This window comes from Neobacillus sp. SuZ13 (genome assembly GCF_030123365.1).
Lineage (GTDB): Bacteria > Bacillota > Bacilli > Bacillales > Cytobacillaceae > Neobacillus.
Genome location: NZ_CP126107.1, coordinates 4,551,905 through 4,566,139, shown reverse-complemented (window position 1 = coordinate 4,566,139; position 14,235 = coordinate 4,551,905). Strand labels below are relative to the sequence as shown.

12 protein-coding genes and 2 pseudogenes are annotated in these 14,235 nt (G+C 41.6%); 11 read left to right on the top strand and 3 right to left on the bottom strand.

Annotated elements, in window-relative coordinates; all coding sequences use genetic code 11:
* Positions 1-855, top strand: coding sequence for a prephenate dehydratase (gene pheA / locus QNH17_RS22610; protein WP_283875271.1), 855 nt, complete (start codon positions 1-3; stop codon positions 853-855).
* Between the two features lie 204 nt (positions 856-1,059).
* Here the strand turns inward: pheA and QNH17_RS22605 are convergent, their stop codons facing one another.
* Both QNH17_RS22605 and QNH17_RS22600 read right to left on the bottom strand, forming a co-directional pair.
* Positions 1,060-1,599: a transcription repressor NadR gene (locus tag QNH17_RS22605; protein WP_283875269.1), complete on the bottom strand. Its 540-nt coding sequence runs from the start codon at positions 1,597-1,599 to the stop codon at positions 1,060-1,062.
* A gap of 55 nt (positions 1,600-1,654) precedes the next feature.
* Positions 1,655-2,806, bottom strand: a complete 1,152-nt coding sequence (locus tag QNH17_RS22600; RefSeq protein ID WP_283875268.1) for an IscS subfamily cysteine desulfurase — start codon at positions 2,804-2,806, stop codon at positions 1,655-1,657.
* Positions 2,807-2,930: 124 nt separating this feature from the next.
* On the opposite strand from QNH17_RS22600, the gene nadB reads away from it, so the two are divergent.
* From nadB to safA, 4 genes and pseudogenes are all read left to right on the top strand, one after another.
* Positions 2,931-4,514, top strand: coding sequence for an L-aspartate oxidase (gene nadB / locus QNH17_RS22595; protein WP_283875266.1), 1,584 nt, complete (start codon positions 2,931-2,933; stop codon positions 4,512-4,514).
* A complete protein-coding gene (gene nadC, locus QNH17_RS22590) occupies positions 4,483-5,331 on the top strand; it encodes a carboxylating nicotinate-nucleotide diphosphorylase (protein WP_283875265.1) in 849 nt (282 codons plus the stop codon). Before nadB ends, nadC begins: the two co-directional genes overlap by 32 nt.
* Position 5,332: 1 nt before the next feature.
* The gene (gene nadA, locus QNH17_RS22585) at positions 5,333-6,427 is read left to right on the top strand and encodes a quinolinate synthase NadA (RefSeq protein WP_283875264.1); all 1,095 of its coding nucleotides are present in this window, start codon (positions 5,333-5,335) and stop codon (positions 6,425-6,427) included.
* Positions 6,428-6,589: 162 nt separating this feature from the next.
* Positions 6,590-6,724: pseudogene (gene safA / locus QNH17_RS30085) on the top strand (SafA/ExsA family spore coat assembly protein); the annotation flags it as partial.
* Between the two features lie 203 nt (positions 6,725-6,927).
* Here safA and QNH17_RS30080 read toward each other — a convergent pair.
* Positions 6,928-6,981 (bottom strand): annotated as a pseudogene (locus QNH17_RS30080) (hypothetical protein); the annotation flags it as partial.
* 1,685 nt (positions 6,982-8,666) lie between these two features.
* On the opposite strand from QNH17_RS30080, the gene QNH17_RS22575 reads away from it, so the two are divergent.
* The 6 genes from QNH17_RS22575 (at position 8,667) to queA (ending at position 14,223) form a co-directional block, all read left to right on the top strand.
* Positions 8,667-9,656 (top strand): phosphotransferase, encoded by a 990-nt coding sequence (locus QNH17_RS22575; protein WP_283875262.1) that lies wholly within the window; start codon positions 8,667-8,669, stop codon positions 9,654-9,656.
* 106 nt (positions 9,657-9,762) lie between these two features.
* Positions 9,763-10,455 (top strand): YhcN/YlaJ family sporulation lipoprotein, encoded by a 693-nt coding sequence (locus QNH17_RS22570; protein WP_283875260.1) that lies wholly within the window; start codon positions 9,763-9,765, stop codon positions 10,453-10,455.
* A gap of 132 nt (positions 10,456-10,587) precedes the next feature.
* A complete protein-coding gene (locus tag QNH17_RS22565; protein ID WP_283875259.1) occupies positions 10,588-11,142 on the top strand; it encodes an intercompartmental signaling factor BofC in 555 nt (184 codons plus the stop codon).
* Positions 11,143-11,487: 345 nt separating this feature from the next.
* Complete coding sequence (gene ruvA, locus QNH17_RS22560) at positions 11,488-12,099, top strand: Holliday junction branch migration protein RuvA (RefSeq protein ID WP_283875258.1); 612 nt, start codon at positions 11,488-11,490, stop codon at positions 12,097-12,099.
* Positions 12,100-12,109: 10 nt separating this feature from the next.
* Positions 12,110-13,114 carry a Holliday junction branch migration DNA helicase RuvB gene (gene ruvB / locus QNH17_RS22555; protein ID WP_283875256.1) on the top strand — a complete coding sequence of 335 codons (1,005 nt, stop codon included), beginning with the start codon at positions 12,110-12,112 and terminating at the stop codon, positions 13,112-13,114.
* 80 nt (positions 13,115-13,194) lie between these two features.
* A complete protein-coding gene (gene queA / locus QNH17_RS22550; protein WP_283875254.1) occupies positions 13,195-14,223 on the top strand; it encodes a tRNA preQ1(34) S-adenosylmethionine ribosyltransferase-isomerase QueA in 1,029 nt (342 codons plus the stop codon).
* The last annotated feature ends 12 nt before the right edge of the window (positions 14,224-14,235 follow it).

Sequence of the window (14,235 nt, the reverse complement as noted above, 5' to 3'; positions counted from 1 at the left end):
GTGAAAGTTGGATACTTAGGACCAAAAGCTACATTCACAGAATTAGCCGTAAAAAAGGTATTTCAAGGATATGAACATGAGCCCTATCAAACAATTCCTGCTAGCATGGATGCCATAGTTGATAAAGAAGTAGAATTGGCTGTTGTTCCAATTGAAAATGCGCTAGAAGGCTCTGTGAACATTACACTCGATTATTTAACACAGGAAGTCCAAATACCAATAATTGGTGAAATAACCTTGCCAATCAAGCAGCATTTAATGGTACATCCTGATAATCAGGAAAAATGGCAGGATGTTAGTAAGGTGTATAGCCACTCCCATGCGATTGCCCAATGCCATAAATTTCTACATAACCATTTAAAAGGTGTCCCGTTTCAAAGCGTCTCATCAACAGCAGCTGCGGCATTAATGGTAATGGAACACCCTGATTTGAAAATTGCAGCTATTGCCAATGAACTTGCTGCGCAGGAATACGGGTTATCGATTGTCAAAAGAAATGTACATGATTTTGATTATAATCATACTCGGTTTGTTGTTCTTTCCAAGAAAGAACTTGATTTTCAGGCGATTAGCGGATCAACTCATTATAAAACAACACTGATGGTTACACTCCCATCGGATCGCGCTGGTGCTCTTCATCAGGTATTATCCGCCTTTGCTTGGAGAAAATTGAATTTATCTAAAATTGAATCGAGACCGATGAAAACCGGAATTGGCAATTATTTTTTCATTATTGACCTCGAAATGAAAGTGGATGAAGTGTTGATTCCTGGAGCAATAGCAGAAATAGAAGCATTAGGCTGCGGGGTTACAATACTAGGCAGTTATCCATCTGTTATGGTGAGTTTAGATTAAACATAAAAAGGACCCAATTCGGGTCCTTTTTATGTGAGGTTTTACTAAAATTACTGTCTAGCTCCAGCACCCTAGCGGCTAGTGTCCTTCGCTCTCCGCCCTACGATAAGTCAACATCGAATCGCCTTCGGCTCTTCGTGTTTCCTTTATCTCAGTTGGAGCGCTCCAGGCCATACGCCGCTGACCAGGGCGCTTGCGCTTTTCTTATGACTCAATTAAAAAGCCTTCTGCTTTTAAAGCTTTTTCAGCTTCATCTAAGACTTGGATGCTTGATGCTGAGATCGTATGAAGGTGGATTCCCTCGGTTAGTTCCGATAATAAAGAGGCTCCGGTCTTTTGCATGTTTGCCATGAATTGTTTCACCTCTTGGCGATTAGAAACCATGATTGATGCCGTCAAATCTCCATAAACCTTGTGTTCAATTTTGACATCCTTCACAAATACTCCATGGTCAACGAGCAAATTCAGCTCTTTTTCAGTGTCATTAGGTGAATGCCTGCAGGCAATCGTTCTTTCAAAGGAATAAGTGCTGGTGTTTTGCTTTAAATAAATATAACCTTGGCTCGTTGCAATAATGGGTTCATTCTTTGCTTTAAGCAGCGTAATATCACCGACTATCACCTGCCTGCTTACATTGGTTCGATTAGCCAATTCACTTCCTGTCACCGGGACAGGACTGTCTTTTAGCAGTTGTAAAATGAAAGACCTCCTTTCTTCTCCTAATATTTTTTTTGGCTCTACCATATAATTCCTCCTATTTTCTATTGCTGTTTCCCTATTTTAGCATAGTTTAATTTTTTTATATAACTGCAGTTGCCTTGAAGGCATGAACGATATTCACGATCCTCTCACCCAGGTCAACCACATCTTTCAATCGAGTGGATTGACCAAAAGAAATACGGATAAACTCTTTTGCTTCATCAGAGGTTAAACTTAGTGCCTGAGCCACTTTTGCCGGGGATTGCATACCTACTTGGCAGGCACTTCCGGTTGAAATAGCAAATCCAAGCCGATTGCATTCAAGCATCATCCATTGACCCTGAATACCAGAAATCCTGAGCCCGATGATATTAGCGAGCTGTTGAGAGGCATCGCCCGCTTGATATATTTTCACCTGTTCTTTAATTGGCTCAAGTGTCTCAATAAAAGCTTTCCGCAGTAATCCATATCTATTTGTATCCTCTGGCAATTTTCCGATTATTTTCTGTGCAGCAACTGTCATCGCAGCAATAGCCGGAACATTGACTGTACCTGAACGAAATCCGCGTTCATGAGAACTTCCTGGAAAAAAAGGCTCCCATTTAAGTTGAGGATCGACATATACTCCGCCAATGCCTTTTGGACCATAGATTTTATGACCTGAAAAAGTAAAACTGCTGACAAGTGAAGCTAGTCTTTTTACATCTATTTTTCCAAACGACTGAACAAAATCACTGTGGAAGTGGATTTCGTTTTCTCTACAAATCTTTGCAATTGTATCGATTGGCTGGATGGTGCCAATTTCAGAATTTACATGCTGCAGGGTGAGTAAAATGGTTTCTTGCTTAATTGAATGGACCAGCTGTTCTTGATCAATCAGGCCGTTTTCATTAAGCGGAAGCAGGGTGATTTCATATCCAGCTTCCTTTAATCTCGATAGGATTCCATGGATGGATGAATGCTCCGCCATGCCTGCGATTATATGCTTACCCTCTTTTTTATTAGAGGATAACAAAGCCTCGATGGCTAAAAAATTCCCCTCTGTCCCACCACTAGTAAAGAACAGCCCATTTTTATCAATTCCCATTAGACTGGCCAATTCTTCGCGGCAATTTTCCAGTAAGGCAGCTGATTGTCCACCAATATCGTGGAGACTGCTGGAATTACCATAGTATTCTGTTGCCACTTTTAAATACACCTCAGCTGCTTCAGGGTCTAGTGGAGTGGTCGCTGCATAATCAAAATATTTCATGATCCTTCTCCCATTCAATTTTTTTAAGGACGGGCGATTCTACTTTTCTATAAAAATACTTGTTTTTAGTTTAATTCTATGTAAATATATATGTCAAGACACCTGTTATGTCAGGAGGGTCAACATGGCAAATGATGATGTATTAATAATTGGAAGTGGAATAGCCGCCTTACAGCTGGCTGTTCAGTTATCTAGCAATTTAAATGTGAGGATACTCACAAAGGAAAAATTAAGAACAGCCAATTCTTATCTAGCTCAAGGTGGGATCGCGGCTGCACTGGGGGAGAACGACCACCCCTCTAAGCATGTGGTCGATACACTTGAAGCGGGAAGATTTCACAACAATCAAGAGGTGGTTCAGGAAATTATTACTGCGGCGCCGGAACTTATCAAGAACCTGGCACGACAAGGAGAGATCTTTGATAAAAATCAACTTGGCGAATTGTTTCTTGGGATGGAAGGGGCACACAGTGAGAAAAGAATTGTCCATGGCGGCGGTGATGCTACAGGTAAGAACGTCATGGAGTACCTGATCACTGAGCTTAAGCAAAAAAGAAATATCACTGTCGAGGAAAATGTCTTCGCTTATGAATTACTCCTCAATAGCGAACAGAACATTTGCATTGGTGTTAAAGCGAAAACAGCCGCGGGTTCCATCCAAAGATTTTATGGACATCATGTAATCATCGCAACGGGGGGCTGTGGTCAGCTATATACTTACACTTCTAACGCCAAAACTGTCTCGGGTGATGGGATTGCAATGGCTTATTTAGCCGGCGCCGACATCGTTGATATGGAATTTAATCAATTTCATCCTACACTCTTATATATAAACGGAGAAACAAACGGCTTAATTTCTGAAGCAGTAAGGGGAGAAGGTGCCATTCTCGTTACAGAAGATGGGACCCGAATTATGGAGGGGGTTCACCCGTTAAAGGATCTCGGACCAAGGCATGTCGTCTCCCAAAGAATCTATGAATACTTGAAAAAAGGAAAACAGATCTATTTAGATATAAGTAACATTGAAGATTTTAGGGTGAGATTTCCTTCGATTACAGCCCTATGTGAGGAACATGGGATCCAAATTGCGGATGGGAAAATCCCTGTAGCTCCAGGCAGCCACTTTTTAATGGGCGGAATTAAAACCGATTTAATCGGACGATCTTCCCTAAATGGACTATATGCGATCGGCGAATCCTCTTGTACAGGTTTACATGGTGCCAATCGTCTAGCAAGTAATTCCTTGTTAGAGGGATTATTTCAAGGAGAACAGTTATCGAAGTGGATAAATGAAGGATGGAAAAGTCCCCAAATAGAACCAAAACATTCGGATTCTCATTTTACAAAAGAAAAAGAAGTTTATTTACCGCATGTCCAACAAATTAAGGATTCGATGATGGAACGGGTGGGAATTGTTCGTAATGAAGTGAATTTGAAAAAACAGCAAGCTTGGTTACAGCAATTCAAGGCCGAAACAATCCATTTAGATACGTGTACCACTCAACAGATAACAAAGATTTTTATGCTGGTCACTGCCAAGCTAATGACAGATGCAGCATTAAAACGGACAGAAAGCCGGGGCGGGCATTTTCGAAGTGATTGCCCAAAAGAAGATGATCACCATTGGTTGCGGAAATCAATTATTCATAACTATAAACAAGGAAGGAAAAAGTCTAATGAACACATTGAAACTGCGCTCGCAACTTGAGAAGTTTTTTATTGAAGATATCGGGGAACAGGATATTACCACTGATTTAATCTTTGCAGATGAAACAAAAGGAGAAATTGTTTTTCTTGCCAAAGACAAAGGGATTTTTTGTGGAGAGGAAGTTATAAAGACAGGGTTCCAGTTGCTAAATAACGAGATTTCCACACGTGTGTTTGTGAAGGATGGCCAAGCAATAAACTATGGTGATAAGTTAGCTCAAGTTTCCGGAAAAATAGCTGATTTATTAAAAGGGGAAAGAGTAATCCTGAACCTGGTCCAACGTATGAGCGGGATTGCCACGCTCACAAGAAAAACGGTCGAAACCCTTGATAGCGGCCATACGAAAATATGTGATACCCGGAAAACTACTCCGGGGCTTCGCATGCTTGAAAAGTATGCCGTTCGCTGTGGAGGGGGATTTAATCATCGCTACGGTTTATATGATGGGGTCATGATCAAGGATAACCATATTTCATTTGCTGGTTCCATTTCGAAAGCAGTAGAAGCGGTTCGGAAAAAGGCAGGTCATATGGTGAAAGTGGAAGTCGAAGTGGAATCGGAAGATCAGGTGTTAGAAGCGGTAAATGCAGGGGCAGATGTGATCATGTTTGATAACCGGACTCCGGATGAAATTAAAGAATTAATTCAATTGGTTCCTGCGACGATTATTACTGAGGCCTCCGGCGGAATCCAATTGGCTAATATTGCTGATTATCGCGACACGGACGTTGATTATATTTCCCTTGGGTACTTAACTCATTCTTACAAGGCACTAGATATCAGTGTAAAAGTGCAATGGAATAAAGGAGATGAGTAACATGAATTTAATAGCCACGTTACAAAAAAATATGATTCCTGAAAAATACAAACATATGTCGAGAGAAGAGCTCGAAAATCGGGTCATAGAGGCGAAAAAGGAGCTTGGTCCTCGTCTGTATATTCCTTGCCATCATTATCAAAAAGACGAGGTTGTACAGTTTGCAGATGCCACCGGTGATTCCTTACAACTTGCACAATTATCAGCAAAAAATACAGACGCCGAATTTATTGTGTTCTGTGGTGTTCATTTTATGGCAGAGACAGCCGATATTTTAACGAACCAAAACCAAAAGGTTATTCTGCCTGATATGCGCGCGGGCTGTTCGATGGCTGATATGGCTGATCTTCAGCAAACAGAAAGAGCATGGGAAAAGCTCCAAGAATTGTTTGGAGATACGATTCTTCCATTAACCTATGTTAACTCAACAGCAGCCATTAAATCGTTTGTTGGTGCACATGGCGGGGCAACGGTTACTTCTTCTAATGCCGAAACGATGGTTAAGTGGGCATTTGAAATGAAGGAACGAATTTTATTCTTACCCGATCAGCATCTTGGCCGAAATACAGCGGTCGAACTAGGGGTGGGCTTAGACGAAATGGCGGTTTGGAACCCAATTACGAATGAATTGGAATTTGAGGGTGACACTTCAGAAATTAAAGTCATCCTTTGGAAAGGTCATTGTTCGGTTCATGAAAATTTTACGGTGCAAAATGTGATTGATACTCGCTATAAATATCCTAATATGAAAATCATTGTTCATCCTGAATGCCGCCGCGAAGTGGTAGAATTGGCCGATATGGCAGGGTCAACGAGTTATATTATTAAGGCTATCGAAAAGGCGGAACCTGGAACAGCTTGGGCAATTGGTACAGAAATGAATCTTGTCAATCGCTTAATTCAAAACCATCCGGATAAAAACATCATTTCGCTAAATCCGCATATGTGTCCATGTCTAACGATGAACAGGATTGACTTGCCGCATTTGGTTTGGAGCCTTGATACACTTGAAGAGACAAATAATATTATTAAAGTTAGTCCTGAGGTTGCCGAGAATGCAAAATTAGCGCTTGAGCGGATGCTAGCAAATTCATAATATCAGTTAAAAAGATGCAATTTTCCCTAATTGCATCTTTTTATATTTTATGCGGGATTCATATTCTATTGAGAAAATGCATAAGTTTTTGTGAAGAAGGATAGCACTTTGCCCATTTTCACATAGACTATATGGACTTATGCCATAGGAGGGGAAATCAGAGTGAAGATCCATATCGTACAGAAAGGGGATACTCTTTGGAAGATTGCCAAGAAGTACGGCGTGAATTTTGAAGAGCTGAAAAAGATGAATTCACAGCTCAGCAACCCTGATATGATTATGCCCGGTATGAAAGTAAAGGTCCCAACTTCAGGTGGAACTATAAAAAAAGAAGCACCAATGGGAACTAAACCCGGTACAAAAATCACTTTAGGAACGAAGAAAGAACAGCCGCTTGCTGAGCAGCCGTTAGTCAAAGAGAAACCCATAAAAGAAGCACCGATAGCGAAAGAAGTACCGATTAAACAAGCACCAATTAAGGAAGCACCAATTAAGGAAGCGCCGATTAAAGAAGCGCCAATTAAGGCGGCGCCAATAAAAGAGGCTCCAATCAAGGAAGCACCAATAATCAAAGAAGCACCTATAGCACCCTATACTCCAAAAATGCCCATACAAGTAGTCCCGGAAATAGATATTAACAATTATTACATGATGAACATGCAAAATATGACAGTACAACAACCACAATTGCCGCCTAAACCTACCAATATCCTGCCAGAGATTAAAGAAGTACCAAAGAAAGAAATGCCAATTAAAGAAATGCCAATCAAAGAAGCACCAATCAAAGAAGCCCCAATTAAAGAAACACCCGTTGTTCCTGCACCGCCTCCAGTGATGGAAGCACCTGCAGCGGTGGCACCGCTACCGGATAATTGTGTTCCAGTTACTCCAATTATGCCAGGGCCTGGATTCTGTCCCCCTTTTGGCGGATTTCCGATGCCTATGCACCCATTTGTACCTTACCCACACGTTCAAGGTGGTGCAATACCAATGCCGCCTGCCATGCCTAGTGGGTTCCCAGGAAATCCTGGGGCAGCGCCATCTGTTGCAGGAACATCGTTTGTTGCACCGCATTTTGATGAGGAATCATCCTTTATGCCGCAATTGCCTGTTATGAACCCAGCGTATAATCCGGGGGCAGTAATGGGTGCTCAATCACCACAGGCGCCAATGGGTTACCCTTACATGGATCCGTCAGCATTCGGCCAAATGCCACAAGGATTTGGTCAGCAAATGCCGGCAGGCTTCGATCAAATGCCACAAGGATTTGGTCAGCAAATGCCGGCAGGCTTCGATCAAATGCCACAAGGATTTGGCCAGCAAATGCCAGGAGGCTTCGACCAAATGCCACAAGGATTTGGCCAGCAAATGCCAGGAGGCTTTGGACAAATGCCACAAGGAGTTGGCCAGCAAATGCCAGGAGGCTTCGATCAAATGCCACAAGGAGTTGGTCAGCAAATGCCGGCAGGCTTCGATCAAATGCCACAAGGATTTGGCCAGCAAATGCCGGCAGGCTTCGATCAAATGCCACAAGGATTTGGCCAGCAAATGCCAGGAGGCTTCGGTCAAATGCCACAAGGATTTGGTCAGCAAATGCCAGGAGGCTTCGGTCAAATGCCACAAGGATTTGGTCAGCAAATGCCAGGAGGCTTTGGACAAATGCCACAAGGATTTGGTCAGCAAATGCCAGGAGGCTTTGGACAAATGCCAACAGGTTTCCCAATGGAAAGTCCTTCAGGATTTGAGACCGCACAAAATCCAGCTGGCTTTGCACCATCTCAGGTAATGCCTGGAAGCATGTTCGGAAATCCTGCGATGGGAAATCCGTATGGAATGGGTGTACCGTATGGTCAAATGCCATTTGGCTACCCGCAAACGAGTGGTCCAATGGGTGTACCTGCTAATTTCGAATCTCCAGAAATGACTGGACATGGTTCATTCATGCAACCACCACAAGGTTTTCCAGTAGGTGGTGGTGGTGATTGCGGCTGTGGAGGAACACCAGCAGGAATGCCAGTGGGAATGCCGGCACAAATGGCGATGCCGCAGCAAGCACCAATGCAACAACAGGCACAAATGTTTCAGCGAGAACCAATGACTCCGGACTTTGAGCCGCCAACCCCGCCAATATACAGTGCACCATATACAGGGCCTGTTAATGCAGCACAGCCTCCTTATATGAATCCATATGGTATGGGTCCGGTAGGAACAAGTCCTTATGGGATGCCGGGTTACCAAGATGAGAGCCTTTAATACACCAAATCATAAAAAGGGAGACGATGATTATTTTAATCGTCTCCTCTCTTATTTTCAATCACAGTTCTATGAGCGAATCCTTCAGATGGTTCCGATTCGAAAATCTGTTATTTATTTAAGAACAGATAGAAATACTTACGTTTTAAAAGGGTATCATACCAACAATAGGCTAAGACTCCAAGAAGCCTTTACGGCCACTCTGAAAAAAGAAGGATTTACAAAGACCTATTTATTTTTGACTTCCCCTGTGAGAGAACAGCTGTTTTTTGAAGGAACCTACTTTGGATGTATGGAGTACATACCTCCAAATAAATCGGTATTTTCGTTCCACTCACATAAAAATCGTCAAGAAGGAATTGAGTTATTAGAACAATTTCACCAAACCACGGCATCGTTTGAAGCACGCTATCGAACCTTACTTCCAAAAGGACATCTCATCGAAAAATGGTCGGAACGATTAAATGTATTTTCCAATAACCTTCCCTATATTGACTATTTTATCAATGAGCCAGTAATCAAGGAAATGCTTGCTTGGGCAAACTGGTCACTGGAAGGGATGGAAAATAACCGGAGTTTCTTTCAAACTGAGCCCACTCTTATTCTCCATGGGGATGTAGCCCATCATAATTTTTTAAGGGACACAGGGGGACAATTAAATCTTATTGATTTTGATTTAATTAGCATTGGTCCTGCTTCCTTTGATTATTTACAATATGCTAACAGGATTTTACCGTATATTGATTGGTCGTTTGAAAAACTTTCAAGTCTGAAACAAATAAAGAAATATTTACACGAAGCAGCTTTTTTATATGCATTAGCCTATCCAGCTGATATTTTTCGGGAATGGAATCGAATGATTCGTGAAAAATCTTATATGGACCATATGAAATATAAACAAGTAATGGATTTAACAATCAGTCAGTTTTATGCTAGGAAAAAATTTATTGACTATTTAAAGGAGTTAGTGGACTAAACGGAGTTGGAATTTTCCGTCTGAATGAAATCCCCTCAAAAATAACACCCTATTAATGAGCATGGGTTTTACATGCTCAGGATGTTAATGGAGGGGGTTTTTTCGCTTGAACAAGAAACAGTGGATGATTCCTCTTTCAGCCACATTAATGTTGGGGCTGGCTGGATGTGCAAGTAATAATGATCGTGCAGGGGTTAATGATAACAATAAAAATTCTTTAAATCCGGTCGGATATTACTCCAATGAAAACCACCCAACCTCGGATAATCTTTTTAGAGATGATGATGGGGCAATTACGGAAATGATGGATCATTCTCTAGGGGATGAGGATCAAGTTACGAACGAAAACAGAAGAAGGCAGCTTCAAACCAGAGATGGAAATGGGAATCCAACGAATCCAACAAAACCTCTAGCTTCTCATGACCGTAATTTCTTTCAACGAGATAATCGCTTTAGTACGAGTGATATGAATTATCACGGTCATTTAAATGTTAATACCAGAAATACTGGGGTGGCTACCGACCCCGACTTTCAAAATAATGTTACGAATAAAATCAGAAACAAAGTAGGTGCGGTTCCGAATGTACAGGCTGTTCGATCCGTTTCCTATGGAAATACGATCATTGTTTCTGTAAATTTAAATAACCATGGCAAAGCTGCAGCTACCAAAAGAGCGATTCAGAAAGCTGTACAGCCATACGCAAATGGAAGAACGGTAAAGGTCATCATTGATGAGGGAACCCTTGGCCGCGACCGAAACTTTTATAATGATAGTCAGCAGGAAAAGGGCGGAAGATAATTTCTTCCAGGGTTGAGGGTAAAGCGATTTAGCTTTACCCTTTTTAACATGTAATGGAGGATAAAAAGGCAAAATAAGGCTAAACTATTACTGGATAGAATGTTTAATTTTTAACAATAAGAGGTGAGTAGCATGAGGTATCATTGGATGGCATGGTGTAGGTATATGTTCGCCGGAATCGCTGTTCTTCTCTTCATGTTTATTTTTAATGCCGAGGAAATGACCATTATCGGCTCGGCCGCTCCTATGGATAACCATCAGAAAGAGGAAAAAACTGAACCTCTAAATATGAAGGTTATTTTGGAAAGGGTTTATTTGGATGGGGAAATAAGTCAGGAAGTGGTCAATGAGACATGCTGGTCCATGGAAAACTTTTGGGCTAAGTATGATCAATGGCAGCTGATTGACATTGACGGATCGACATTGGTTTTTCAAAAGCAGGTCAATGACATATCACCATTGCTAAAAGCAAATGGCTTTTTTGGAATTACCGAAGATGGTGTTCTGAGCATTTTTAATGGAAAACCTGGCCAATTAAGAATTATACAATCATTTTTTCAAATAGATATTAAGAAGCTGGAAAGCACAAAGCAAGAAGAATTGATTCAAGGCATTCCAATCAAAAATAAGGATCGATATGTAGAAGTTTTAGAGACATTTAAGCATTATTCTTTAAAAAAAGAATAGAAATATCTATTAATCAGACTGAAGCCGCCCATTCAGCCTGGTTTTTTTTTGAAAATAGGTCAATTAGGGAGTTCTGAAGTTCTATGAGCGAATTTCATATGTTAATGAGCGAATTCCATAGTTTAATGAGCGAATTCCGGACTTCGATGAGCGAATTCCATTTCAATCAGCGAATTTCAAACCTCAATCAGCGAATTTCAAACTTCAATCAGCGAATTCCACATTTCAATCAGGGAATCCATATTCCGAATAGTTTGATGTTTCTCCCAATAGTTATTTTCTATAACTAACTCAAAATTGTGTGGTAGAATGAAATACAGTGTAAAACTAGGGGAGAGAATTCAAGTGTACGAATTTATTAAAGGGACCGTCGAATTTGTCGGGCCAGAATATATAGTGATTGAAAACAACGGAATCGGCTACCAAATTGCAACACCCAATCCGTTTATCTATGCAGGTAAAATGGAAACAATGGTAACAGTGTTTACCTACCATTATGTTCGTGAGGACATCTTCGCCCTCTACGGTTTTGAAACAAGAGAAGAAAAAAAGCTTTTTACAAAATTATTAAATGTCTCTGGAATTGGTCCCAAAGGGGCACTGGCCATCCTTGCTTCTGGTGAAGTGCAGCAGGTGGTTACGGCTGTTGAAAATGAAGATGAGAGTTTCCTTGTCAAATTCCCAGGAGTAGGTAAAAAAACGGCTCGTCAAATGATTCTGGACCTAAAAGGAAAATTGCAGGACATTGTTCCAGACTATTTCCCCAACTTATTTAATGCCGACCAACTAGAGCTCCATACACAAAAGGGGAATTCAAATTTAGAAGAAGCCATTCTTGCCTTGAAAGCATTAGGTTATTCCGAGAAAGAAATCAAAAAGATAACACCTGAGTTAAGAAAAGAACAAATGTCTACGGACCAATACATTAAAAAAGCCCTGCAGCGGCTTTTAAAATAGGTGATGATTCATGGAAGACCGGATTATATCTAGTGAAGTTAACGAGAGCGAGATGAGCATAGAACAAAGCCTAAGGCCTCAAGTTCTCAGTCAATATATAGGACAAGATCAAGTAAAAGAAAATCTTGATATTTATATAAAGGCTGCAAAAATGCGGAAGGAAACGTTAGATCATGTGCTTCTTTATGGTCCGCCTGGATTGGGGAAAACGACACTTGCTGTCATTATCGCCAATGAAATGGGAGTAAATATCCGGACCACTTCAGGACCAGCAATTGAAAGACCCGGTGATTTAGCTGCAATTCTTACTGCACTTGAGCCTGGAGATGTATTATTTATTGATGAAATCCATCGCTTGCAACGGACAATTGAAGAAGTTCTTTATCCAGCGATGGAGGATTTTTGTCTTGATATTGTTATCGGCAAGGGACCAAGTGCGAGGTCTGTCCGCCTTGATCTCCCACCGTTTACTCTGGTTGGTGCGACAACGAGGGCTGGTTCCTTATCGGCCCCATTACGCGACCGGTTTGGAGTTTTAAGTCGTCTCGAGTATTATAAAGAAGACCAATTGAAAAATATTGTCCTGCGAACAGCCGAAGTGTTCGGGACCGAAATTGATGGCCTATCTGCAGCAGAAATTGCTCGGAGATCACGGGGGACCCCGAGGATTACGAACCGCCTCCTTCGCCGGGTAAGAGATTTTGCCCAGGTAAGAGGGGATGGAACAATTGACCTAGATCTGGCACGGGAAGCGCTGGAACTCCTTCAAGTCGATAAACTTGGCTTAGACCATATCGACCATAAATTGCTGAAGGGCATTATCGAAAGGTTCCGCGGTGGACCCGTCGGCCTGGATACCATTGCAGCTTCAATTGGAGAAGAATCTGAAACCATCGAAGATGTTTATGAACCATACTTATTACAAATTGGCTTCTTACAAAGAACTCCACGTGGCCGAGTGGTAACCCCGCTGGTCTATCACCATTTTGGTATAGAGGTTCCTCCCCAGAACTAAGCGGATATACGCTTCAGTTCCGTCCAAGTGGTAGAGGAATTAAGCTTTTCTTATTAAAAAATAGATTAGGGTGTCATAATATGAAGGTAGATTTATTTGATTTTCATTTACCGGAGGAGTTAATTGCGCAGGTCCCATTACATAATCGTACCGACAGCCGCTTAATGGTCCTTGATAAACATTCCGGTGAAATAAAGCATGAAGTATTTAAAGATGTGATTGAATATTTGCGTGAAGGAGATTGCCTTGTCTTGAATGATACAAAGGTACTTCCTGCACGTCTTTTTGGTGTCAAAAAAGATACAGGTGCCAAAATTGAAGTGTTACTCTTGAAGCAGCTGGAAGGAGACAGTTGGGAGACACTTGTCAAGCCAGCAAAAAGAATAAAAGAAGGAACCGAAATCGATTTCGGCGATGGATTACTTACGGCCGTTTGTACTGGAACCTCAGACCATGGCGGGCGTGTCTTAGAATTCAAATATGAAGGTATTTTTTATGAGGTGCTTGACCAGTTAGGTGAAATGCCGCTCCCACCATACATAAAAGAGCAGCTAGAGGACCGGGATCGGTATCAGACAGTGTATGCGCGGGAACCTGGTTCAGCCGCAGCGCCAACAGCAGGTCTTCATTTTACAGACAGCTTATTAGAAGACATTAAAGCAAAAGGTGTCCATATTGCCTTTATTACCCTCCATGTCGGACTGGGGACTTTCCGTCCTGTGAGTGTAGATGATGTCTTAGAGCATGATATGCACTCAGAATTTTATATGATGACAGAGGGGACAGCCCGGTTGCTAAATGAGGTTAGGAGTAATGGGGGCAGAATAGTTTCAGTAGGGACAACCTCCACTCGCACCCTTGAAACCATTGCCTCAGCAAATGATGGACATTTTATAGAAGGAAGCGGCTGGACAAGTATTTTTATTTATCCCGGCTATGAATTTAAAGCAATTGATGGCATGATTACTAATTTTCATTTGCCAAAATCAACCTTGATTATGCTTGTCAGTGCGTTAGCAGGCAGAGAACATGTGTTACATGCCTATGAAACTGCGGTTACTGAGCGGTATCGTTTTTTTAGTTTTGGTGATGCGATGTTGATCATCTAAGGATTGCATTAG

Coding starts and splice junctions, on each gene's coding strand:
- QNH17_RS22605 (WP_283875269.1), bottom strand. CDS start 1,599: ATGGTAGAGCCAAAAAAAATATTAGGAGAAGAAAGGAGGTCTTTCATT.
- QNH17_RS22600 (WP_283875268.1), bottom strand. CDS start 2,806: ATGAAATATTTTGATTATGCAGCGACCACTCCACTAGACCCTGAAGCA.
- nadB (WP_283875266.1), top strand. CDS start 2,931: ATGGCAAATGATGATGTATTAATAATTGGAAGTGGAATAGCCGCCTTA.
- nadC (WP_283875265.1), top strand. CDS start 4,483: ATGAACACATTGAAACTGCGCTCGCAACTTGAGAAGTTTTTTATTGAA.
- nadA (WP_283875264.1), top strand. CDS start 5,333: ATGAATTTAATAGCCACGTTACAAAAAAATATGATTCCTGAAAAATAC.
- QNH17_RS22575 (WP_283875262.1), top strand. CDS start 8,667: ATGAGAGCCTTTAATACACCAAATCATAAAAAGGGAGACGATGATTAT.
- QNH17_RS22565 (WP_283875259.1), top strand. CDS start 10,588: ATGAGGTATCATTGGATGGCATGGTGTAGGTATATGTTCGCCGGAATC.
- ruvB (WP_283875256.1), top strand. CDS start 12,110: ATGGAAGACCGGATTATATCTAGTGAAGTTAACGAGAGCGAGATGAGC.
- queA (WP_283875254.1), top strand. CDS start 13,195: ATGAAGGTAGATTTATTTGATTTTCATTTACCGGAGGAGTTAATTGCG.